The organism is Nitratireductor soli (assembly GCF_001050155.1).
GTDB classification, from domain to species: Bacteria; Pseudomonadota; Alphaproteobacteria; order Rhizobiales; family Rhizobiaceae; genus Nitratireductor; species Nitratireductor soli.
Genome location: NZ_LFVY01000002.1, coordinates 54,190 through 75,387 on the forward strand (window position 1 = coordinate 54,190; position 21,198 = coordinate 75,387).

Annotated in this window: 22 protein-coding genes; 18 read left to right on the forward strand and 4 right to left on the reverse strand. The window is 64.3% G+C overall.

The features are described from left to right. Positions 1-57 precede the first annotated feature (57 nt). On the reverse strand, positions 58-855 hold the full coding sequence (locus tag AB843_RS02680; RefSeq protein WP_157384406.1) for a hypothetical protein: 798 nt from the start codon (positions 853-855) through the stop codon (positions 58-60). Positions 856-1,031: 176 nt separating this feature from the next. Here AB843_RS02680 and AB843_RS02685 point away from each other — a divergent pair, with 176 nt between their 5' ends. The 8 genes from AB843_RS02685 (at position 1,032) to AB843_RS02730 (ending at position 7,931) form a co-directional block, all read left to right on the forward strand. Beyond that, positions 1,032-1,331 (forward strand): type II toxin-antitoxin system TacA family antitoxin, encoded by a 300-nt coding sequence (locus tag AB843_RS02685; RefSeq protein ID WP_048645505.1) that lies wholly within the window; start codon positions 1,032-1,034, stop codon positions 1,329-1,331. Positions 1,332-1,334: 3 nt separating this feature from the next. Next, complete coding sequence (locus AB843_RS02690; RefSeq protein WP_048645257.1) at positions 1,335-1,844, forward strand: GNAT family N-acetyltransferase; 510 nt, start codon at positions 1,335-1,337, stop codon at positions 1,842-1,844. Positions 1,845-1,884: 40 nt separating this feature from the next. Further along, positions 1,885-2,313, forward strand: a complete 429-nt coding sequence (locus AB843_RS02695; protein WP_048645258.1) for a hypothetical protein — start codon at positions 1,885-1,887, stop codon at positions 2,311-2,313. 83 nt (positions 2,314-2,396) lie between these two features. Continuing rightward, positions 2,397-3,245: a hypothetical protein gene (locus AB843_RS02700; RefSeq protein WP_244467882.1), complete on the forward strand. Its 849-nt coding sequence runs from the start codon at positions 2,397-2,399 to the stop codon at positions 3,243-3,245. Next, positions 3,242-3,784 carry a hypothetical protein gene (locus AB843_RS02705; RefSeq protein ID WP_048645260.1) on the forward strand — a complete coding sequence of 181 codons (543 nt, stop codon included), beginning with the start codon at positions 3,242-3,244 and terminating at the stop codon, positions 3,782-3,784. The genes AB843_RS02700 and AB843_RS02705 overlap by 4 nt, the downstream gene beginning before the upstream one ends. Positions 3,785-4,318: 534 nt before the next feature. Continuing rightward, positions 4,319-5,284, forward strand: coding sequence for an ArdC family protein (locus tag AB843_RS02720; RefSeq protein WP_048645263.1), 966 nt, complete (start codon positions 4,319-4,321; stop codon positions 5,282-5,284). Next, complete coding sequence (locus AB843_RS02725) at positions 5,281-5,685, forward strand: DUF2958 domain-containing protein (protein WP_048645264.1); 405 nt, start codon at positions 5,281-5,283, stop codon at positions 5,683-5,685. The genes AB843_RS02720 and AB843_RS02725 overlap by 4 nt, the downstream gene beginning before the upstream one ends. Positions 5,686-5,804: 119 nt before the next feature. Next, on the forward strand, positions 5,805-7,931 hold the full coding sequence (locus tag AB843_RS02730; RefSeq protein ID WP_048645506.1) for a ParB/RepB/Spo0J family partition protein: 2,127 nt from the start codon (positions 5,805-5,807) through the stop codon (positions 7,929-7,931). 154 nt (positions 7,932-8,085) lie between these two features. Here the strand turns inward: AB843_RS02730 and AB843_RS02735 are convergent, their stop codons facing one another. Then, positions 8,086-8,742: an SEC-C metal-binding domain-containing protein gene (locus AB843_RS02735; RefSeq protein ID WP_048645265.1), complete on the reverse strand. Its 657-nt coding sequence runs from the start codon at positions 8,740-8,742 to the stop codon at positions 8,086-8,088. 33 nt (positions 8,743-8,775) lie between these two features. Continuing rightward, on the reverse strand, positions 8,776-8,925 hold the full coding sequence (locus AB843_RS25420; protein ID WP_157384407.1) for a hypothetical protein: 150 nt from the start codon (positions 8,923-8,925) through the stop codon (positions 8,776-8,778). Between the two features lie 301 nt (positions 8,926-9,226). On the opposite strand from AB843_RS25420, the gene AB843_RS02745 reads away from it, so the two are divergent. From AB843_RS02745 to AB843_RS02760, 4 genes are all read left to right on the forward strand, one after another. Next, positions 9,227-10,375 carry an ESCO family N-acetyltransferase gene (locus AB843_RS02745; protein WP_048645267.1) on the forward strand — a complete coding sequence of 383 codons (1,149 nt, stop codon included), beginning with the start codon at positions 9,227-9,229 and terminating at the stop codon, positions 10,373-10,375. Between the two features lie 114 nt (positions 10,376-10,489). Beyond that, a complete protein-coding gene (locus AB843_RS02750; protein ID WP_048645268.1) occupies positions 10,490-14,818 on the forward strand; it encodes a strawberry notch family protein in 4,329 nt (1,442 codons plus the stop codon). Next, complete coding sequence (locus AB843_RS02755; RefSeq protein WP_048645269.1) at positions 14,818-15,858, forward strand: DUF7146 domain-containing protein; 1,041 nt, start codon at positions 14,818-14,820, stop codon at positions 15,856-15,858. Before AB843_RS02750 ends, AB843_RS02755 begins: the two co-directional genes overlap by 1 nt. A 302-nt stretch (positions 15,859-16,160) precedes the next feature. Then, the gene (locus AB843_RS02760; RefSeq protein ID WP_048645270.1) at positions 16,161-17,081 is read left to right on the forward strand and encodes a DUF2493 domain-containing protein; all 921 of its coding nucleotides are present in this window, start codon (positions 16,161-16,163) and stop codon (positions 17,079-17,081) included. Positions 17,082-17,233: 152 nt separating this feature from the next. On the opposite strand, the gene AB843_RS02765 is transcribed toward AB843_RS02760, so the two are convergent. Next, positions 17,234-17,902, reverse strand: a complete 669-nt coding sequence (locus AB843_RS02765; protein WP_157384408.1) for a hypothetical protein — start codon at positions 17,900-17,902, stop codon at positions 17,234-17,236. Between the two features lie 482 nt (positions 17,903-18,384). On the opposite strand from AB843_RS02765, the gene AB843_RS25885 reads away from it, so the two are divergent. From AB843_RS25885 to AB843_RS02790, 6 genes are all read left to right on the forward strand, one after another. Then, positions 18,385-18,552 carry a hypothetical protein gene (locus AB843_RS25885; protein WP_164481547.1) on the forward strand — a complete coding sequence of 56 codons (168 nt, stop codon included), beginning with the start codon at positions 18,385-18,387 and terminating at the stop codon, positions 18,550-18,552. Positions 18,553-18,693: 141 nt separating this feature from the next. Beyond that, entirely contained in the window at positions 18,694-19,134 is a 441-nt protein-coding gene (locus tag AB843_RS02770; protein WP_048645272.1) for a hypothetical protein, read from the forward strand. A 567-nt stretch (positions 19,135-19,701) separates the two neighbouring features. Beyond that, complete coding sequence (locus tag AB843_RS02775; RefSeq protein ID WP_048645273.1) at positions 19,702-20,028, forward strand: DUF736 domain-containing protein; 327 nt, start codon at positions 19,702-19,704, stop codon at positions 20,026-20,028. A 191-nt stretch (positions 20,029-20,219) separates the two neighbouring features. Continuing rightward, positions 20,220-20,477 (forward strand): helix-turn-helix domain-containing protein, encoded by a 258-nt coding sequence (locus AB843_RS02780; protein ID WP_048645274.1) that lies wholly within the window; start codon positions 20,220-20,222, stop codon positions 20,475-20,477. 99 nt (positions 20,478-20,576) lie between these two features. After that, positions 20,577-20,843 (forward strand): DNA -binding domain-containing protein, encoded by a 267-nt coding sequence (locus AB843_RS24765; RefSeq protein ID WP_082143624.1) that lies wholly within the window; start codon positions 20,577-20,579, stop codon positions 20,841-20,843. Positions 20,844-20,963: 120 nt separating this feature from the next. Continuing rightward, positions 20,964-21,188, forward strand: a complete 225-nt coding sequence (locus AB843_RS02790) for a transcriptional regulator domain-containing protein (protein ID WP_048645276.1) — start codon at positions 20,964-20,966, stop codon at positions 21,186-21,188. The last annotated feature ends 10 nt before the right edge of the window (positions 21,189-21,198 follow it).

The window sequence follows — 21,198 nt, forward strand, 5'->3', positions numbered from 1 at the left end:
TTAGTCCCTGTCGCGGCTCGCTTTTGATCGGGCCGTCACTGGTAGCGTTTCCATGCGCTAAGCCGCCTTCTTCTCGCGATCGTCCTGCAATCGATCAAAGGCGTTGCGGATTGCCAGCGACAGATTGACCTGTACCACGGCCACTGCATTCTTGCGCCCGTCAATATATTCGCGCTCAAGCTGCCGCATCCTCTCCGCAGACTTCGGATCGATCTGAAAGTCGAGACTGTCAACCTCCTCATGAATGGGAACGATGCGCGCGGAAGGCCCTCGTCCGATGATCCGGTAATCAGGGCTCGCCGGAAGGCCCTCCCGCGAAACCGGGGAGAATATCTTGATCTTCTCCAGCCCTTGCGAATGGGTGAGGACGAACGCGTGATCCGCGATGTCGATGATGCAGTCGCCCCGGATTGCGATCCCACGCCGATAGATCGTCGACCGGTTGCGCAGCAGGTAGTGCAGCCAGTAGTCCTGCTCGAAATCGAGTGGCAGGTCATCGGGCATCTCACCCCAGGGCGGACCCTTGTGCGGGTTTAACTCGCCGCGGACATACGCGTTGAGATTCGACGGCAGCCTGCCATGGCTGGCGCCGAAATCGTCGGCGAATGCCGCCGCCAGGCGGGCCGACACCAACAGCTCAAATCCGGCAAGATGAAGCGCGCCGATCAACGCGGCGTGCGCGAGGCCGGCGCTGTCATAAGTGCGGTGACCGGCCTTTCCGGAACCATCGCTCGTCGGCCGAGGCGCCAGTCCCTGGTCCACCAGCAATGCGAAATTTCGGGGAGTCACATCGGCCGCGACGGCGACTTCACGAGAGGTGAAAACTTCCGCAGCGGACTGTCCGGGGCGCGCCATGATTCATAACTCCCATTAAGTGGTAGTTATTAACTCCCACAAACTGAGAGTTTGGTCAAGTGCAGGAATCCGCGGCCCTGATCGTCGCGACAGGCGCTCGGCTTCGGGAGCCTGACCGACTGATGTGTATTGCAATTTGCGCTACGATCGTCTATCTTTCCCTGCAGGAGAAAACCATGGTCACCAACGCTGAACGCAAGGAACACCCGATCTCGATGCGCCTTCCCGAGGCCGACGTCGCTATGATCGATCGCGCCGCCGGCCTGCGCGGTCGGTCGCGCACGGACTTCGTGCGCGAGGCCGCCGTTCGCGCCGCCGAGGATGTGCTGATGGAAAACGGGCTCATCCGCATGAGCCCGGAGGGCTTTGCCGACTTCATGAAGGTCCTGTCCGGACCCGCGACCCCGGTGCCCGGAATCGTTGAACTGGTAAAGCGTCCGGCGCCGTGGGAGCCCGGCTACGCCGCCAAAAGCTGAGCCTTGGTCCTCTCGGCTCCCGAACCGCTCACCGCGGCTCACGACGTTTCCGCGTTCACCTGCGGAAAACCGACCCTCGACCATTGGCTCAAGACCCGGGCGCTCTCCAACCAAGAGAAGGGCTTTACCGCCGTCCTGGTCGTGCATGAGGCGGGGCGTGTGGTCGGCTACTATGGCCTCGCGCCGAGCGCCGTCGTTCCCGGCGTCCTGCCTCGGTCCATCCGCACTGGCCAGCCCCCCGATCCGGTTCCGTGCCTGCTGCTCGGGCAACTCGCAACCGACATTGGCTGGGCCGGGCGCGGGATCGGTACAGGCCTGCTCAAGCACGCTCTCGAGCGCTGCGTGACCGCGGCAGGGCTGGTCGGCGGTCGCGCGCTGATGGTCAACGCCGTCGACGGCGAGGCCGCGGAATTCTGGCGGCGGCGCGGATTCCTTCCATCAAAGGACGACTCCCTGATCCTGTTCCGCTCAATGGCAGCGATCACCGCCTCGATCGCCGCAGCAAAGGGATGAGGACGGACCCTGGTCCTCTTCACAATCAATGAGTTCAGTGATGCCAAAAGATAAGCCGGCGAAGCCACCTATTCCATACATTCAGAACGCATCACCGGCGATCGGCAGCCGCGTCAAGGTCTGGGTCGACAAGGCGTCGAAGGATCTTCTCATCGAAAGCCAAACGGGCGCCATCACGCGCGATATCTACGGCATATGCCTCGAAGACGTCGTGTTCTCTACCGAGGCCACTGCTCGCGGCGCAGTGCGATGCTTTGCGACAGGACGCCTTCTCGCCGTCCCCGGAACGCGGGAGGGCACCGAGATGGAACGTGAAATACGACAGGCAGCGCGGGGGCACCTCGACTTCTACTGGTGGCGCGACAAGAAGTGGCCGATCGCCAAGGCGCGCCGGGCCTATATCGCGCCGCCCCATGGCGGCTTCCCGACCAGCCTCGCCGTCGATCCCGTCGGAGCCGCAAACCCGTGACCGGCATATTCGATATCGACGGCGACAATCTCGATTCGGGCTTTGTCAACATCAGGGCGCGGCAATCCCGGGCCGAACAGCAGATGCACGAGCGCATCGAGGCGATGTGGAAAACCTACGAGCCCTATGCCGATCCCGACTTTCGCCACGGCTTCGCGCGCGATGTCGACGGCCGCTTCTGGGAAATGTATCTCGGTTGCACCTTGCTGGAAGCCGGGCGGGTGCTTCTGCCCGCGGCCGAGCGTCTCCGCGAAGGCGGCCAGCCCGACCTTTGCGTCGTGGAGGATGGCCGTCGCATCTGGATCGAGGCGATTGCGCCAGATGACGGCGAGCCTGGACCGGACCAGATCGTGCGTCCCGTGCCCATCAATGAGGAGGGCGGGGGATTCACCCCGGCGCCCGTTCGCCAGGCTCAGCTTCGCACCACAAGCGCCTTCTGGACGAAGTCATGCGTGATCGCGCGCTATCTGAGCGAGGGCGTCATTGGTGCGGACGATGTCCGCATCATTGCCATCAGCGCAAGCCGTTTCGGGCCGTATGTCGGCGAAGATCCGCCCCTGATCATAAGCTCGCTCTTTCCAATCGGCGACGCCTACGTCACCGTCGACCGCGAGACCGGCGAAATCGTTGACCAGGGATTTCATGCTGCGCCCGTCATCGAGCGCGACGGCGATCCGATTCCGCGAACCGCTTTTCTCGACGAGCGCTTTGCCGACATTTCGGGCGTTCTGTGGTCGCGCATCGGGCTCGGCAACGCATCCCGTCGCGTTCGCCCTCTCACCTATGTGCACAACCCGCTTGCACACCGTCCGCTTCCGGAAGGCTGGGGCGTGTGGGACCGTGAATTCGTCGCGACGCGGGATGGCGACGATTGGCAGGCCGCGGATATTCTCGCTCAAGAGCGTTCTGATCAGACGCCGGTGGCCGAATGACAGGCTCCATTATCGATGTCTGGGATCTGTCGACTTTCGATGCGGCGCTCCTCGCCAGGCTGGATGAACAGCGTGCGCTTCTCTTCGACTATTATGGGACGAGCCGCGCCAATTTCCTCGCCCGCGAGGCATCTGACCGGCGCGGGCCACCCCCTTCGAATCCGTATGCTGGCGACTATCTGGCGTTTGTCGAAGACCTCGCGACCGACATGGCCGAGCGCACCATTCGCGCATGGCATTATACGCGCCTGACGGATCATGAAATCGGGATCATCCGGACCGAAGGCATCCGTCCGGCCACCTTGGAGACAGTGCAGCAGCGGATCGCCGGCTTGGTCGCCAGCGGCGATCTGGCCGCCGAGGAGGCTCAATTCTTCTTCGATTCGAGCCCGTTCCACGACGACGAATTCGGCGGCCGGAACGGGAATTCTGGATGGTGTCGCATCCGCTCCCGCGAGACGACGGCGGCGTCACCTCCCTTCTCGCACATTGGGGCGGCGAATCCGTCTACTTCAATCATCATGAGGGCGACGCCATAGACAAGCTGTCGTCCATCGGTCGCGCGCGTGTGCTGGAGATCGCGGTCCCTCTCCATGTCACGCGTCACGTCTACGACGCGGCCAGGTCCGTCACGCAGCACTATGGCCGCTCCCTTGGGTGCCATACCGATTGGGGAATGTTCGACTTCTACGCTGCGTTTCCCCTCTGTCCGGACGCGGTGCTCCGCGTCCACAGTGATGGCGAGACCGATTTTGGATTGCTCGGCCGCAGCTACCCACAGACTTTCAAGCCCCGCGATGACAACGATTGAGTCCCCCTCCATCCCGGCGTGAACCCCGCGCATTTCCGGACGCACCGGCAACGCAGTCTGCTCACGGAACGCTCCTTCGAAATTCTCGACGAGATCGGTAGGAGGGGAAAGCCTTCCCCTGCGGCCGAGCCTGTAGTCTCGGCCGACCCCTTCTGCGGGGAGACCCCGCAACGCCCCCTTGAGAGGGAGAGTTTGGAGGGGTTTTCCGTGACGGGTTGGAAGCTGGAGGAGAGGCCTCCGGCGCCCGTCGCGGAGAACCGCGATGACGAGACATGACCGCAGCGCTCGCGCCGGCTCAGCCCGGACGAGCCTCTATGATGAGATCACCGACAAGATCATGGCCGAGCTGGAGGGCGGCCGCGTGCCCTGGGTCCAGCCCTGGGGCAGCGCGGCGGCCAAGGCGCACCTCGCCATGCCGAAGAATGCCGCGACCGGCCGTCAATATTCCGGGATCAATGTGCTGATCCTGTGGGGCGCCGTGATCGAGCACGGATTCCCGGGCCAGAGTTGGCTGACCTTCCGCCAGGCCATCGCGCTCGGCGGCAATGTCCGCAAGGGCGAGCGCGGCACGACCGTTGTCTATGCCGATCGCTTCACCCCCGAGGACGAGAGGCGACGCGCCCGTGAGACGGGCGAGGAAGCACAGGCCATTCCGTTCCTCAAGCGCTTCACGGTCTTCAATGCCGCGCAATGCGAGAACCTCCTGGAAGAAATCGCGGCGGCCGCGCCGCCGCCCGAGCCCGGCCTGATCGAGCCGAGGGTCGAGGCACTGATTGCGGCCACCTGCATCGACTTTCGCATCGGCGGCAACCGCGCCTTTTACGCTCCCGCGCAGGATTATGTGATGGTCCCGCCGCCGCAGGCCTTCTTCGAGCCGATCAACTGGCATCGCACCGCCCTGCACGAATGTTCCCATGCCAGCGGCGCCCCTCAGCGGCTGAACCGCGACCTCTCCGGTTCCTTCGGCTCGAAGAAATACGCCTTCGAGGAGCTGGTGGCCGAGATTTCGGCGGCTTTCTGCTGCGCCGCGCTCGGCATCGTGCCGACCGTCCGGCATGCCGATTACATCGGTTCCTGGCTCGAGGTCATGCGCGAGGACAACCGCGCCGTCGTCCGTGCCGCGTCGCAGGCCAGCAAGGCGGCCGACTGGCTGCTGGCCCATCTGCCTGACGGCGACGCTGCGATCGGCGATGCGGCCATCGCGAACGACGGGAGGGTTGCGGCATGATCCTCCTGACCGACGAACTGCGCGCAAGGCTTCTCGCCAATGGCCGTCAACGCGATGGCGACCACATCCCGGTGGTCAAGTTCTTCAATCCCGTCGGCGAGGGTGTCTGGCTCGCGACCGAACTGGACGCGGACGGCGACACCATGTTCGGCCTGGCCGATATCGGCTGCCCCGAACTCGGAAGCTGGAGCCTCCGCGAGATGGAAGCGATCCGGCTGCCCCTCGGCCTCGGAATCGAGCGGGACGTCCTCTTCACCGGGGATTTTCCGATCTCGGTCTGGGCCGAGGCGGCGCGCCAGGCCGGCAGCATCCGGGTGGCCGAGCGCATCCTCTTCGCCCGCTCTTCAGGTGGCGGGGCGCCGGACCGGAAAACCGCCGATCCGGAAAATCGCAGAACCTGAATGCCGATCATCCGGTTTTGCTGCGCCGCTCTCTTAGAGGAAGAGGGCGGCGCTTCGCTTCGTGACGGGTTTTCAGACCGAGAGAGAGGCTTTCGGCGCCCGTCGCGGAGATGAATCCGATGGCTACTGCCGCTCAGAAAATCACCCTGTCGTCCTCGCGCGACATCCCCTTCAACAAGCTGGTGCTGTCCCAGTCCAACGTCCGGCGCGTCAAGGCCGGCGTCTCGGTCGAGGAACTGGCCGAATCCATCGTCCGGCGCGGCCTCATCCAGAGCCTGCACGTCCGGTCGATCGTGGATGCCGAGGGCAAGGGGACCGACATGTTCGAGGTGCCGGCCGGCGGACGCCGCTACCGCGCGCTCGAACTGCTGGTGAAGCAGAAGCGCCTCAACAAGTCCGCGCCGGTGCCCTGCGTCGTGTCGGAAGCCGGTGGCGATATCCTCATCGACGAGGTGTCGCTGGCCGAAAATATCGAGCGCGCTCCGCTCCATCCGCTCGATCAGTTCCGCGCCTTCCAGGCAATCCGCGAGAAGGGCATGACCGAGGAGGAAATCGCCGCGGCCTTCTTCGTCGACGTGAAGGTCGTGAAGCAGCGCCTGCGTCTCGCATCGGTCTCGCCGACGCTGCTCGAAACCTATGCCGAGGACGGCATGACGCTCGAACAGCTCATGGCCTTCACCGTCTCGGAGGACCATGATCGTCAGGAACAGGTCTGGGCGGCGATCAAGGATGGCTGGCAGAAAGAGCCCTACACCATCCGCCGGATGCTGACGGAAACCGCCGTGCGGGCCTCCGACAAGCGGGCCGTTTTCGTCGGCGTCGAAGCATACGAGGCGGCGGGCGGCATCGTGCTGCGCGATCTCTTCCAGTCCGACGATGGCGGCTGGTTGCAGGACCCGGTGCTGCTCGATCAACTGGTGGCCGAGAAGCTGAAGGCCGAAGCGGAGACCATTGCCGCCGAGGGCTGGAAATGGATCGAGGTCGCTGTGAGCTTCCCGTATGGCCACCAGCATGGGCTGCGGCAGCTCCTCGGCACCACGGTCGATCTGACCGAGGAGGAGCGCTCGACCCGCGAGGCGTTGCGCGACGAGTTCGACCGGCTCGAATCCGAATATGGTGAGGCCGACGAGCTTCCCGATGAAATCGACGAGCGGCTGGGGGAGATTGAACAGGCGCTCGACGCCTTCGAGCGGCGCCCGACGATCTACGATCCGGACGATATCGCCATGGCCGGCGCGTTCGTCCGCATCGATGCCGATGGATCCCTGTCGGTGGATCGCGGCTATGTGCGCCCCGAGGATGAACGCCCGGCCGGGCCCAATGGCGCTGACGCATCGGAGTCTGGTGACAATACCGGCCATCCCCAAGGGTCCGCCGGCCAGCGCGCCGTCATCACGATCGGCGGCCAGCCCGCCGACCCGGAGGAAGACGAGGATGACGGCGTTAAGCCGCTACCGGAACGTCTCGTCATCGAGCTGACCGCGCATCGCACCCTGGCGCTGCGCAACGCCGTCGCCGAACACCCGAATGTCGCCATGACCATGTTGCTGCACAAGCTGGTCAGCGACACCTTCCTGCGCACGGCGCCGACCGGGTGCCTGGAGGCCAGCGTCCGCCATGTCTTCTTCTCCGCGCAATCGGAAGAGTTGAAGGACAGCGCACCTGCCCGCGAGGTTGCCGAACGGCATGAACGCTGGGGCGATCACGTCCCGGCCGACGATCAGGCGCTCTGGGACTGGCTGACCGATCTCGACGACGCCTCGCGGCTCGATCTGCTCGCCCATTGCGTCAGCTTCGGGGTTAACGCGCTGTTCGAGCGGCCGAACCCCTATGGCGGAACCGGTGTCAGCCAGCACGGGCTGGATGTGCGTCTAGCGCAGGCCGACCGCCTCCAGCGGGCCACGGGCCTCGACATGGTGGCGGCAGGCTGGAAGCCCACCGTCGGCAACTATCTCGGTCGCGTCACCAAGGCGCGCATTCTCGAAGCCGTCCGCGAAGGCGCGGGCGAGCGGGCCGCCCAGCTTATCGACCACATGAAGAAGGGCGACATGGCGACCGAGGCCGAGCGGCTCCTGGCCGATACAGGCTGGCTGCCCGAACCGCTGCGCTTGGCCGATCTCGACGACGAGCCGGCCGAAGCCGATGCCGAGGCTGGCAATGAGGACTTGCCGGAGTTCCTCGCCGGCGATGACGCGGAAAGTGCCGCCGACGGTGACGAAGAAGAACACCTCGTCGCTGCCGAGTGACCGTTTTGGCGGGGCGGTTCCGGCCGCTCCGCACTATCTCTCGTCCGTCTACGACCGCGCGTCGACTCTTCACGCCAGATGGCAGGGCTGTCGTTCCAGCAGACGGGCCAAGGCATGCTTCCACAGCACAATCATGCCCGGCGAAAGCGGGGCATCATGGATAGAGCTGAACCAGGGGACCGCAGCACTTTTTGAATTTCTTGCCGCTTGTACAAAAGCAGGGGTCATTCGGCCGCGTCGCCCGGGCAAGGTCCACGAACACGGCGGCCAAGCTGTTCTGTATGTCGCGCCCCAAGGCGGAAAGATAAGATCGCTCAAGCGTAACCTGGTTGCCTGTCGAGTTGTCCTCGATTGCCTGCTGCAACCTGTCTGCGGCAGCTATCCAACCGTCAACACTGAAAAACACTCCAGAATTTCGCTTGATGTTGATCCGGCGCTTCTGCGAGGCGAAGTCATAAGTCTGCGTCGGATCCGGAAGAAAGAGAATCCGCTGCTCTCCGTTAATGGGTGGCGTTATGTCGACCAGCGTGCCGTCTTTCTCCCAAATCGCGTGGTGTTCGGCTTCCACGAAGACACGCGGCCACTCCCAGATAAGCCAGCCATAGACGAGTGTCCCACCCTCGATTGCGACTTTGGCCGCTACATTGTTGAAACATTCCGAACGCACGGCGGCGGCGTCCGGCGCGACCGGCACGTAGACCGGGTCATCTTTCGGGCTGATATCGCGACAGAACGCCCGAATCGCCGAGTTCAGCGATTCTGGCGTCGTCGTGAAATTCTTTTTGAAAAGATCGGTGCTGATCGCGGGCACTGCGCATGTCCATTGAGCGATTTCGAGAATCCATCACGGTCGAGGAATGACGATAACGGTCTCGATACCGAGCTCACCGGCTCTCTGTTCAGCCCTCTTTATCGTCTCGTCCAGGCGCATATCGAACGGCCCCGATCCACCCCAGTCCTTCTCGTCGCTGACAAAGAAGTAGCCCTTATCCATCCTGGGCATGCCGTCCTGGTGGACATGCACCACGATGTGTCGTTCCGACGGCCTGTTTGTTTCTGTCCATAGAATAGAGACCATTCCACCCCTCGGAGAATCACCGTTCCTGTTCCGTTCGCATGCAGATATAGCATCTTCCGCTTCGACTCACACGGACGTTCTCTGCGTTTCTCTCGCTCCAAGCCACGGTGCGTGCCGGACCGCATTCGTTTCCGGCAATGACTTCGAGACCGATTTACGATGCTCGTGGCACCATCAGGTTCGGTTCGCTGATTCGTTCGGCGGTGCGAGGAGGCACATGGAGATCGAGGCCAAGACCATAGAGGCGATTTGGCAGGCCTTGCAAAGACCGGCGGCGGTCACGTCCCGACGGCCGAATACGATGGGCAAACGCATTGCGGAAGAAGGATGGGCATCGGACACCGAACTGGATGACTATCTGTTTTCACAGGATCGCCGCCTCGATCCCCCGGCGGTCATTGATCTCAAGTCGCTCGCAGCGGCGTTGAGCCTGCCATCTCGTTGGGTGTTTCCGCGACCGGCACGGCGAAATGACGAGGTCTACGGCTTCCAGAAGCTTTCGGCCGTCGACGCGGCCGCACTCTGCATCTGGCTGGAGAGGCTGGGCTTCCGCATCGATGTCTCCGAACTCTGCGATCGCCTCCGCGGGCGACTGACGACTTCGCCCTATGTGACCGGCGAGGAAATCTCGGTTCTCTTCTACCAGGAAAACCGCCACCGATTGGAACCCGTCACATTGACCGCACCCCATCGCGAATGGAACGGCCGGAAAACAACGCGAGTCAAGACACCTCACGGCTATCGGGTGGAGTATGTGGCGGATACTGATGGTCAAGCACTATGGCTGACGGTCCGTGCGCCCAAGTACCGCAAGCGCCCGGAATCCAAAGCTGTCGAATGCCCCGATTGCGGCATGACCTATGTCAAAGGATCCCGCACCGACGAGCAGTCGCATCGGTCATTCCACCGCAAGCGCTTCTCGATCATCGAGCCTCGGCCCCATAGGCGTTTCATGCAGGCGCTGGAGCGGGATTTGGATGCCGCATGGGTTGACGCGGCTTCGCCGAAATGGAAGCGCCAGGAAGTGTATGATCGAGCGCTCGAGTTCAAACGCGAGCTCGGATACGACTTTCCGCAATGGGCTCTTGATGCCGGTCACGACCCCGACGCTGTCGGATTTCTGTTCTCCGATGATGATGGACGCATCATCGGCGCATGTTCCTTCCGGCCACAGAGCCACCCAGGCGAGAGACCCTGGCGACTCGACTGGATCTGGCTTTGCCCAAGCGCACGCCGAAAAGGGCATCTCGACCGACAATGGGATCGCTTTCGGCAGCGCTTCGGGGTGTTCGATGTCGAACCACCGATTTCGGAAGCGATGCAGGCCTTTCTGCGAAAGCGCGGCTGCGCCCATTTGATCCGATAGAGGACCCTTCGGGGCGGTTCGAGTGAGAGGTGGGCCGGGACGGGTTTGAGCCCGTGCGGTCTAGAGAGAGCGCCAGCGGGTTCGTCCCGTTCCCGCTCTCCCGAGGCACTTCCCATGCAGAATGCTTTCCCGGGCGCGGCGGCGCAGGCCGCGCCGCTTTCGTCCGTTCCCGCCTTCGACCCTTCAGTCGCCCTCCCAGCGGCGGCCCGCCAGCTTCTCCCCCAGTTCGAACGCGGCCAGCGCATCGACGCTGCCACGTTGCGCACCGCGATGGAAACCGCCTTCGGCGCTTCAGACGCTTCCGGCGCCTGGGACTGGAAGACCGCCTATGACGCCTGCGAGGCGGCGACCGTGCTGTTCCTGCGCAAATACGGAAAGGCGCTTTTCCGTAAAGCCGCATCTCCTGCCGCTCGGCTTTCCGCCATCACAAGGATCGCGGACCTCCTGCCGACGCATACGCGCCGCTCCGAGGAGAGCCAGGCGTTCCAGCAGTTTTCCACGCCGACCCCGCTCGGTCTCGCCGCCGTCACCGCCGCCGGTATCACTGCAAGCGACATCGTACTGGAGCCTTCGGCCGGCACGGGCCTGCTCGCGGTCCTCGCCGAAATCGCCGGTGGCGCGCTCCTGCTCAATGAACTGGCCGAGACCCGCGCCAATCTGCTCGCCTCTCTCTTTCCGGCCATTGACGTCACCCGCTTCGACGCCGCCCAGATCGACGATCATCTGGACCGCGCGGCAATCCCGAGCGTGGTGCTGATGAACCCGCCATTCTCGGCAATGGCGAACGTGTCGGGCCGGATGGCCGATGCCTGCTACCGCCACGTCGCCTCGGCGCTGGCCCGCCTTGCTCCCGGTGGGCGGCTTGTCACCATCACCGGCGCAGGTTTCGCGCCCGATGCAGCGGACTGGCGGGACGCCTTCGTCCGCTTGGCTGAACGCGGCCGTGTCGTCTTCACCGCCGCGATCGACGGCTCGGTCTATGCCCGGCACGGCACGACATTCCCGACGCGGCTCACCGTCATCGACAAGACGCCCGCCGACGATCCGGCCGTGTTTCCCGCATCTCCCGGCACCGCGCCCGATGTCGCCACGCTGCTCGACTGGATCGAGGCGCAGGTGCCGCCGCGCCTGTCGATCTCGTTGCCGAAACCTGCTGCAGCGGCTCCACGTGTCGTGCCGAAATCCGTTCGCGGTTATCTCGCGCGCCCGGCCGCTGCGCGTCTCGCCGCATCCGTCGCCGCCGATCCCGAGGGCGTGGACCTCGCCTATGAGACTGTGGACTGGACGCCGCCGGACGGTACGCGTCTGACCGACGCCATCTATGAGGAGTACGGATTGCAGTCGATCCGCATTCCCGGCTCTCTGGCGCATCCGACCAGACTGGTCCAGTCGGCCGCGATGGCGAGCGTCGCGCCGCCCAGGCCGAGCTATCGCCCGTTGCTGCCGGCGAACATCCGCTCGGTGCTGTCCGACGCCCAGCTCGAGACGGTGATCTATGCCGGCGAGGCGCATTCCGATTATCTCGCCGGATCGTGGACGGTCGATGAGACCTTCGATCTCGTCCAGGCGGCTCCCGCCGACACCGCCGATGCCGTCCGCTTCCGGCGCGGCTTCATGCTCGGCGACGGCACCGGCGCGGGAAAGGGCCGCCAGTCGGCCGGCATCATCCTCGACAACTGGCTGCGCGGCCGGCGCAGGGCCGTCTGGATCAGCAAATCCGACAAGCTGATCGAGGACGCCCAGCGCGACTGGTCCGCGCTCGGCATGGAACGTCTGCTGGTGACGCCCTTGTCGCGCTTCCCGCAAGGCAAGCCCATCACGCTGACCGAAGGCATCCTGTTTACGACCTATGCCACGCTGCGCTCCGACGACCGCGGCGAGAAGGTTTCGCGCGTTCGCCAGATCGTCGAATGGCTGGGCTCAGACTTTGACGGCGTGATCATTTTCGACGAGAGCCATGCCATGCAGAACGCCGGCGGCGGCAAGAGCGATCGCGGCGACGTCGCCCCCTCGCAGCAGGGGCGCGCCGGCCTGCGTCTGCAACATGCGCTTCCCGAGGCTCGTGTGGTCTATGTCTCGGCGACCGGCGCCACCAATGTGCACAATCTCGCCTACGCCCAGCGGCTCGGCCTCTGGGGCGGCGAGGATTTCCCCTTCGCCACCCGCGCCCAGTTCATCGAAGCCATCGAGGATGGCGGCGTCGCGGCGATGGAAGTCCTGGCGCGTGACCTGCGCTCACTCGGCCTCTACACCGCCCGGTCGCTCTCCTATGACGGCGTGGAATATGAGGTGGTCGAGCATCGGCTCACCGAAGAACAGCGCCGGATCTACGATGCCTATGCCGGGGCCTTCCAGATCATCCACAACAACCTCGACGCGGCGATGGAGGCCGCGAATATCATCGGCAACGAAGGCACGCTGAACCGGCAAGCCAAATCCGCCGCGCGCTCGGCCTTCGAGAGCACAAAGCAGCGCTTCTTCGGGCACCTCCTGACCTCGATGAAGACGCCGACCCTGATCCGCTCGATCGAGCGCGATCTTGAGGAAGGCCATGCCGCAGTCATCCAGATCGTCTCGACGGGCGAGGCGTTGATGGATCGGCGCCTTGCCGAAATTCCCACCGAGGAGTGGAACGACATCTGCGTGGACGTGACGCCGCGGGAATATGTCGGCTCCTATTTACAGCATTCCTTCCCGACCCAGCTCTACGAGCCCTTCACCGACGGCGAAGGCAATCTGTCATCACGGCCGGTCTATCGGGATGGCCAGCCGGTCGAAAGCCGCGAAGCCGTCGCCCGGCGCGACGAACTGATCGAACATCTCGGGTCATTGCCGCCGGTTCCCGGCGCGCTCGACCAGATCGTGCAGCGTTTCGGCACCGATCTGGTGGCCGAGGTGACCGGCCGCTCGCGCCGTATCGTGCGCAAAGGTGATCGGCTGGCGGTCGAGAACCGCGCGCCGTCCGCCAATCTCGCGGAAACCGCCGCTTTCATGGATGACCAGAAGCGCATCCTGGTCTTCTCGGACGCGGGCGGCACGGGGCGCAGCTACCATGCTGATCCTTCCGCCAGGAACCAGCGGCTGCGCGTCCATTACCTGCTCGAACCGGGCTGGAAAGCCGATACCGCCATTCAGGGCCTCGGCCGCACCAACCGCACCAACCAGGCGCAACCACCACTGTTCCGGCCGATCGCCACGGATGTGAAGGCTGAAAAGCGGTTCCTCTCGACCATCGCCCGGCGGCTCGACACGCTCGGCGCGATCACGCGCGGGCAGCGCCAGACCGGCGGCCAGGGCCTGTTCCGCCCCGAGGACAATCTGGAAAGCCCTTACGCCCGCGACGCCCTGCGCCAGCTCTATCTGTTGATCGTGCGCGGCAAGGTCCAAGGCTGTTCGCTCGAACGCTTCGAAAGCGCCACCGGCCTCAAGCTGATGGACTCCAACGGCATCAAGGACGATCTGCCGCCGATCACCACCTTCCTCAACCGGCTGCTGGCGCTCACCATCGAACTTCAGGGCATCCTGTTCACCGCCTTCGAGCAACTGCTCGACGCCCGTGTGCAGGGGGCTATCGCCAGCGGCGTCTATGATGTTGGCCTCGAAACGCTGACCGCCGAGAGCTTCGTCGTTACCGACCGCAAGACCATCTACACCCACCCGGCGAGCGGCGCGGAAACCCGCCTGCTCACCATCTCCGAGAAACGGCGAAACCGGCCCCTGCCGTCGGCCGACGCGCTGGCGCATGCCGATTCCGATATCGGCAAGCTGCTGGTGAACAGCAAATCCGGCCGTGCCGCCGTCCAGCTTCCGGCCCCGTCGCTGATGCTCGACGATGGCAAGATCGAACGACGCGTCCGCCTCATCCGGCCGATGGAGCACCATCATGCTTCCCTCAGGACGATGGCCGGCAGCCATTGGCGGCAAGCCGACCGTAATGCCTTCGCGGCGGCCTGGAACCGTGAACTCGACGATGTGCCGGAATACGAAAACAGCACGCTCCACATCGTCGCCGGCCTGCTCCTGCCGGTGTGGAAGCGCCTGCCCAACGAATCCACGCGCGTCTATAGGCTCCAGACCGATGACGGCGAGCGCATCATCGGCCGCCGCGTGTCACCGGCCTGGGCGGCAAACGCCGCATCGACCGGCACGGCTAGCCTCGCTCCTGACGACGCCTATGCCGCGCTGATCGAGGGGCGGACAATTCTCGACCTGGCCGAAGGGCTTCAGCTTCGCCGCGTCCGCGTCATGGGCGCGAACCGCATCGAACTGACCGGCTTCACCGACGCCATGCGGGATCGCCTGCGCGCCCATGGGCTGTTCACCGAGATCATCTCGTGGAAGCTCCGCTTCTTCGTTCCGATCGACTCTTCCGGCCCTGCCATTCTCACCAAGCTGCTGGATACCTATCCGCTCGCGCGGATTTCCGAGCGGGAGGCCGCGTAATGACCCGCCTCGACGCCTCCGATCTAGCGCACCGCCTCGGCCGGCAGGCCGAAGCGGTGTGCCGCCATTACCTCGACGCCGGCCACCGTCAGGGCAATTATTGGCAGGTCGGCGATGCCCGCAACGCGCCCGGCCGATCGATGTTCGTGCGGCTCAAGGATTCGCCCAAGGGTCCGGCCGGCAAATGGACGGACGCCGCCACTGGCGAACATGGCGATCTGCTCGACGTCATCCGCGAGAATTGCGGATTGCTCGACTTCGCCGATGTGGTCGCGGAAGCCCGACGCTTTCTCAGCCTGCCGCATCCCGAACCGGAATCGCAGGCGACGAAACGCGTCAGCACACCGGCACCCACAGGCTCGGCCGAAGCGGCGCGGCGGCTGTTCGCCATGTCGCAGCCGATCGCGGGCACGCTGGTGGAGAAATATCTGCGCCAACGCGGCATTACGGCTTTGCACGGAACCGGAAGCCTGCGCTTCCATCCGCGCTGCTATTATCGGCCCGACGAGCACAGTCCGACCGAGACCTGGCCGGCCATGATCGCCGCCGTCACCGGCCTCGATGGCAAAATCACCGGTGCGCACCGCACCTGGCTCGCCCCCGACGGCTCCGGCAAGGCGCCGATCGACATACAGCGCAAGGCGATGGGCGATCTGCTCGGTCACGCCGTCCGCATCGGAGTGCCGGGAACCGTCATGGCCGCCGGCGAGGGCATCGAAACCATGCTGTCGCTGCGGCAGGTTCTGCCCGACCTCGCTGTTGCGCCCGCACTCTCCGCCGCCCATCTCGCCGCCATCCAGTTTCCATTGAGCCTGCGCCGGCTCTACATCGTCCGCGACAACGACCCGGCCGGCGACGGCGCGCGGGACAGCCTGATCGACCGGGCGAGCGCGGCTAGGATCGAGGCGATCGTGCTCTCGCCGGCGATGGGCGATCTCAACGAGGATCTCCGCCATCTCGGGGTGGACGCACTCAGGGTAGGACTGCGCCCGCAGCTCGCACCCGAGGACGTCGCCCGCTTCCTATCGCTCGCGGCATAGCCGGAAGAGAGATGCAGGGCGGTGCGGTGACGCCATGCCAGCCCGGATGCGCCAGCCGTCGGACGGGGACCACGCCTCGGCCTTCGAGAGGGCGATCGGCCCACAAACGGGCCGGGCCGGCAATGGCGGCGGCCGACTATTTTCCGGCGCGCTCCTCGAGGGAGCGCTTTCCATCGCGAAGCAAAATAATCGGCCTTAGCCATCAAGCCCTGCGCTTTCGCTCCGGGTGCAGCCCCGGCCCGCCCGCGGGCTTCGTCGCCATGAAGGCCGCGAGGGTCGCGGTCCTACCGACGGAGCATCCCATGAGCGAGCATGACGAGTTTGAACCGCACCACAGCGCATCCCCGACCGACCGCGTTCTCGAAGAGCTTCAGCTCCATGGCTGGCGTCCCGCCGAGGGCGAGCCCGATCCGCGACCAGCCCCTGACGATCGCATCATCGAAGGCGCCGTCGCCGACATCTTCGACGCGCTCATCGCCACCATGGCCGACACCTGCCTCGACTTCGACCTCGACGAACTGCTCTGGTCGAGCGTCAACATGTTCCACCGCGCCGTCGAGCGCGTCGAACGCAAGCTGGACGATAACGAGCAGGCACAAAAACGCCTCCAGCGCGAACAGGACGGCTCCGAGGTCAAATCGGTGCAGCTCGAACGCCTGATCGAGATCGGGCAGTCACTGATCGAGCGGCGCGACAGCCTGGAATTCTTCCGCGAGAGCGCCGCCGACCGCTATCTGCGCGCCACCGGATCACCCTGGTCGCCGCGGACCGGATCCCGCGTCAACCATCGTCACCTCACCGCCGCCATGATCGACAGCCGCGACTTCCTTGCCGCCAAGCGCCGGGCCGAGACCGAGGTGCTCGTGCCCGCCGGTCCGAAGATCGCCCTTTCGGGCGGCGACACCGCCGACCACAGGCTGATCTGGGCCAAGCTCGACCAGGTCCACGCCAAGCACCCCGACATGGTGCTGCTGCATGGCGGCTCGCCCAAAGGCGCCGAGAAGATCGCCGCCCGCTGGGCCGACACGCGCAAGGTGCCGCAGGTCGCCTTCAAGCCCGACTGGGCGAAACACGCCAAGGCCGCACCCTTCAAGCGCAACGATGCCATGCTGGCCGTCATGCCGATCGGGGTGATCGTTTTGCCCGGCACCGGCATTCAGGAGAACCTCGCCGACAAGGCCCGCAAGATGGGCATCCCGGTCTGGAAGTTCGGCGGCGCGTGAGCGCCGTCATCGTCTTGCGTGGTATCAGCGACTCTTGGGTGGTTTTCAGACTGTCGGCTTTCGGGAAAACCCAGCCAAAATAGCCCTATCAGCCAACACCTGACTTGGATGCGCGCCAGCGCCCAATAAAGTGCAAGGATGGGACCAAGCACCTAATACTTCTCATGGTTCACAGCAGCTGCAAGGTCGTCGAGTTCGGCACCTGTCGACCACGCACGCCCCAGCAGCCGCATCAGCTCAGAGGTATCGCCGATCGGCACGAGCGCAGTGGCAGCCGTCCAGATGAAGTGTATTACGTTGAGCAGGTAGCCGAAGGCCTCCTCAAGCATCGCCAATGTGTGCGGCGACGCACGGAAGTCGGATGGGTCCTTCTTCCGCTTGACGCCCTCTGTTGGGTTGTTGCGGCCGAAGATTGTCCATTCGTCGTCCATGTATGCCGTCGTGCCGTGTACGATGCTGTTCCGGCAGCTGAAGCAAAGCTCGGCCGCATCGCACCATTTCTGGATCAGCGAAGCCAATCCCGGTTTCTTCACTGTCGGCACATGTTGGCGCAGCATCCTGATGAGCTCGCCGATGGGCCGAGCATCCGTCCGGGGCCTGACACCTTTGACCTCTACGCCATCGAGGGCCCAGATCGATCGCTCTGCGAAATGCTCTGCATGCGATGCCAACACTGCGATGGCGCCGATCGACGCAAGCTTCTGATCCGACAGTCCGGCGGTCGTGACGAGCCGATGCCGGATGGCCGGCACCGACGAGCCAGGCATGTGAGCGTTGCGGCGTAGCCGTGGGTTGTTTGAGCCGTCCGGAGTTTCGTTCATCGATGCCCCCTCAAAGCATGAAGCGGCAAGATGACCTGCTGGCGACTTGCTGGCAATCTTCCGACGATCCATTACAGTTCGTCAGACGAAATCGGCTGATTTCTCGCCACACTTGGTCGGTGGGTGCCGCGCTAGATTGATCATATCCGTTTTTAGAAGAGTTCGCCGATCACTTGAATGACCGCAGTGGGTCGAAAGCTGCTGCAGTTCACCATAAACCGATCACAGCTCCAAAACTGGGGCGTGGCAATCCGCACATTGCTCAATGACGTCGACCTGCCCCCAGCAGAGCACACCCCCGCGTCCAATGCGCTGATCCTTGGTCCGGCCGATGGCCTGACGCCATCAACCCGTGGAGGGTCCGCTACGCAAGCGTGCGGCCTTGAGGCTTCGCCTCCGCGGTGATTGCGGCCTTCAGCCGGACACATCGGGCGCCTGTCGCGCGGGGGATTGCCCCCGCCTCCAAGACAGGAGCCGGAACGATGTCCCTCGATCAAGCCCACGCCTTCGCCTTCAGCCTCGCCGCCACCCTGATGACCGTGATCGTCATCTTCCGCGCCGGTGACGGCACCGTCTCGGCCATGCCCGCCACCGAATATGACGGTGACGACGATGCCATCCTTGGCGAAATCGATCCCTTCGCCTCCTGACCGGAGGCGAGCGGCCGTCGCGGGCGGAGATCGACCCGATTTCCGCTCCCGCAACAGGCCGGTTTCGGCTATGATGACGATTGCGCCGCGGTGGTGGTGGATGGCGCAACCGTCAGACCCATTCTTAAGGAGACCACCACCATGATCGTTCTTGGAATCCTCGGATCGTTTGCAGTCATTGGTCTGCTCTGCTGGCTGCTTTTCACCCTCGCGGTATTCGCGCTGCCGTTCTTCGTCGGCGTGACTGTCGGCTTCTGGTCTCATGAGACCGGCGCAGGCATCTTCCCTGCCTTCCTCATCGGCGCTTTCTCCGCCGGCGTCACCTTCGGCGTCGGTCAGTACCTACTCGCCATCCTTCGTTCGCCATTGTTGCGGCTGCTTGTCGCGCTCGCCTTCGTCGCTCCGGCAGCTCTTGCCGGCTTTTACGCAACCTACGGGATCGTGAAGCACACCATGCCGTCGGAAACCTGGCAGTTCGTCTTCGGCGTAATCGGCGCGGTCGTGGTCGGCATCACGGCGTTCGTTCGCGTAACGGCGATGGCCGCGCCCGAAAGTTCCGGACAGGGCATCGCCGCGGCCTGAGCCCCGTTGATACGAGGGGCACACCAAGGCGGCCGGCGGGCGCCATTCTCGTCATCGCACTGGACGGTGATAGAGCGGCGCCCGGCTTGCGGCATATGAGGCACCGGACATCCTCTCCTCGTGGTGCCTGAAACCTGTGAACTCCAATCTCGGCAACCCGGCAACGGGGTTGGATGCGGGTTGTAGGTCGCCGCCGTGTCGGAGGAAGCGACGGGCCTGCCTGGCCGTGATGGGAACCTGCGCGATGAACGCCGTGGCCGGCTTCTGGCGGTTGCGGTGGCACGCCGCGTTCTCCATGTGATGGCAGCCGGATCGAGCGCACCGGCGCGGCCTCTCCAATGGCCTGATCTGGCCGAAGGACGGCTGACGCCTCGATCGCCTACGGCGCAACAGCGGCGTTGAAACTTTCTTCCCCTGCCGGCTACGCCGTCATTCCGCGCGGAACAAGAAAGTTCCTCCTTTGCTGTCGGAGCCCCTTCGGGGTGCGCCGTCGATCGCCCCCGGCCGTCCGATCGCCATCGAGGCCGCATGGTGCGGGCTCGAAGCTTCAGATCAAGGAGAACTGACATGGCGACCATCGGCACCTTCAAGAAGTCCGGCAACAACGAATTCGCCGGCGAAATCGTCACCCTCAACGTGCAGGCCAAGAACGTCCGCATCGTCCCCGAGACCCGGGCCACTGGCGAGAACGCCCCCAGCCACCGCGTCTTCGTCGGCCGTGTCGAGATCGGTGCAGCCTGGTCCAAGCAGTCCAACGAGGGTCGCGATTACCTGGGCCTCAAGCTCGACGATCCGAGCTTCACCGCCCCGATCTACGCCAACCTCTTCGACGACGAGGACGGCGAGGGTTTCAGCCTCATCTGGTCCCGCCCCACCCGCCGCAACGGCGAGTGAGGCGCCGCGACGATGCCCCGCCCGGAACTTTCGGGCGGGGCCAATCGCGTGGGAAGCGACCGAATCAGTCACAGCGCCGAACTCCTGAAGAGCGCCGGTGCAGTGTTTTATGGCTGGCCGTCTATTTGTAGAACGACTATTATAGCCGTAGTTCTGGCGTGTACGTAGGTCCAGATGGGAGGTGATCATGCATGATCACCGCCCGACAATCGCGGGCCGCACGCGCGCTGCTTGGTTGGACTCAGGAGACGCTCGCTGAAAAGGCCCTGGTATCGCTGACCGCGCTGAAGCGCCTCGAATCCGACAGCGGACTCAGGGTGTATGAGACGACATGCGATCAGGTCCGCAGGGCTTTCGAGAGCAACGGCGTGATCTTCCTTGATTCCGACCAGGGTATCGGAGTGCTGCTGGTCGATGAAAAACACCGCCGGTCCCGCGCGCCTTTGTGAGCCTCAAGGCTCGATGCCGCTTGTCGGCAAGGTGTGTGCAATCGCGGCGTGGTTAACAAATGCCCCCAACTTGAATAAGAAGGTCGCGAAGAGGGCCTCATGACTCAGGTCGATTTTCTCGACGAACCGCCGGACTGTGCGATGCTCACGGATTATGACCGTGCGCATATGAAGCTCTATCTGCGCCTGCTCGACGCGGCATCCGACGGCGCGGACTGGCGCGAGGCGGTATCTGTCCTGTTCGGTCTCGACCCCGAGCATGAGCCCGAACGCGCCCGTCAAGTCCATGACCGTCATCTTGCCCGCGCCCGCTGGATGACCACCCATGGCTACCGCCTGCTGGTCCGGGAAGGCCAGCGCCACTGACGTTGGGTGTTGCATCGGTCGCAACACCTATTGCCGGCAACGCGGCTTCCACCCTTTGCCCCACCCGGCAAATCTTTCCGCCTCAATCACGTACCCGAGTAATGAGGCTGGAGGGCAGTGATGTCTCCCGATACAACCCGGTGGCGTTCGTCATCGACCTATGACTATCTGGATCATCTGACGGCGCCGGATGTCGGCTGGGAATGGCTGCGGCGCAACGAGGACTACCAGCGCAATTTTGATGCGCTGCGCACGGTCCGGCCCCAGACCCCGGAAATGATCGAGCAGGCGAGCACGTGGTGGGGATTGCGATTTCGCCGTCGCGCCAAGGTTCAACGCCACTGAAACCCCGGTC

Excerpts from the sequence above, each read along its gene's own strand:
- AB843_RS02720 (WP_048645263.1), top strand. The coding sequence starts at position 4,319 with ATGACGAGACATGACCGCAGCGCTCGCGCCGGCTCAGCCCGGACGAGC.
- AB843_RS02685 (WP_048645505.1), top strand. The coding sequence starts at position 1,032 with ATGGTCACCAACGCTGAACGCAAGGAACACCCGATCTCGATGCGCCTT.
- AB843_RS02770 (WP_048645272.1), top strand. The coding sequence starts at position 18,694 with ATGATCGTTCTTGGAATCCTCGGATCGTTTGCAGTCATTGGTCTGCTC.
- AB843_RS02780 (WP_048645274.1), top strand. The coding sequence starts at position 20,220 with ATGATCACCGCCCGACAATCGCGGGCCGCACGCGCGCTGCTTGGTTGG.
- AB843_RS02760 (WP_048645270.1), top strand. The coding sequence starts at position 16,161 with ATGAGCGAGCATGACGAGTTTGAACCGCACCACAGCGCATCCCCGACC.
- AB843_RS02765 (WP_157384408.1), bottom strand. The coding sequence starts at position 17,902 with ATGAACGAAACTCCGGACGGCTCAAACAACCCACGGCTACGCCGCAAC.
- AB843_RS24765 (WP_082143624.1), top strand. The coding sequence starts at position 20,577 with ATGACTCAGGTCGATTTTCTCGACGAACCGCCGGACTGTGCGATGCTC.
- AB843_RS02745 (WP_048645267.1), top strand. The coding sequence starts at position 9,227 with ATGGAGATCGAGGCCAAGACCATAGAGGCGATTTGGCAGGCCTTGCAA.
- AB843_RS02695 (WP_048645258.1), top strand. The coding sequence starts at position 1,885 with ATGCCAAAAGATAAGCCGGCGAAGCCACCTATTCCATACATTCAGAAC.
- AB843_RS02755 (WP_048645269.1), top strand. The coding sequence starts at position 14,818 with ATGACCCGCCTCGACGCCTCCGATCTAGCGCACCGCCTCGGCCGGCAG.
- AB843_RS25420 (WP_157384407.1), bottom strand. The coding sequence starts at position 8,925 with ATGGATAAGGGCTACTTCTTTGTCAGCGACGAGAAGGACTGGGGTGGA.
- AB843_RS02700 (WP_244467882.1), top strand. The coding sequence starts at position 2,397 with ATGCACGAGCGCATCGAGGCGATGTGGAAAACCTACGAGCCCTATGCC.
- AB843_RS02730 (WP_048645506.1), top strand. The coding sequence starts at position 5,805 with ATGGCTACTGCCGCTCAGAAAATCACCCTGTCGTCCTCGCGCGACATC.
- AB843_RS02775 (WP_048645273.1), top strand. The coding sequence starts at position 19,702 with ATGGCGACCATCGGCACCTTCAAGAAGTCCGGCAACAACGAATTCGCC.
- AB843_RS02705 (WP_048645260.1), top strand. The coding sequence starts at position 3,242 with ATGACAGGCTCCATTATCGATGTCTGGGATCTGTCGACTTTCGATGCG.
- AB843_RS02790 (WP_048645276.1), top strand. The coding sequence starts at position 20,964 with ATGTCTCCCGATACAACCCGGTGGCGTTCGTCATCGACCTATGACTAT.
- AB843_RS02680 (WP_157384406.1), bottom strand. The coding sequence starts at position 855 with ATGGCGCGCCCCGGACAGTCCGCTGCGGAAGTTTTCACCTCTCGTGAA.
- AB843_RS02725 (WP_048645264.1), top strand. The coding sequence starts at position 5,281 with ATGATCCTCCTGACCGACGAACTGCGCGCAAGGCTTCTCGCCAATGGC.
- AB843_RS02750 (WP_048645268.1), top strand. The coding sequence starts at position 10,490 with ATGCAGAATGCTTTCCCGGGCGCGGCGGCGCAGGCCGCGCCGCTTTCG.
- AB843_RS25885 (WP_164481547.1), top strand. The coding sequence starts at position 18,385 with ATGTCCCTCGATCAAGCCCACGCCTTCGCCTTCAGCCTCGCCGCCACC.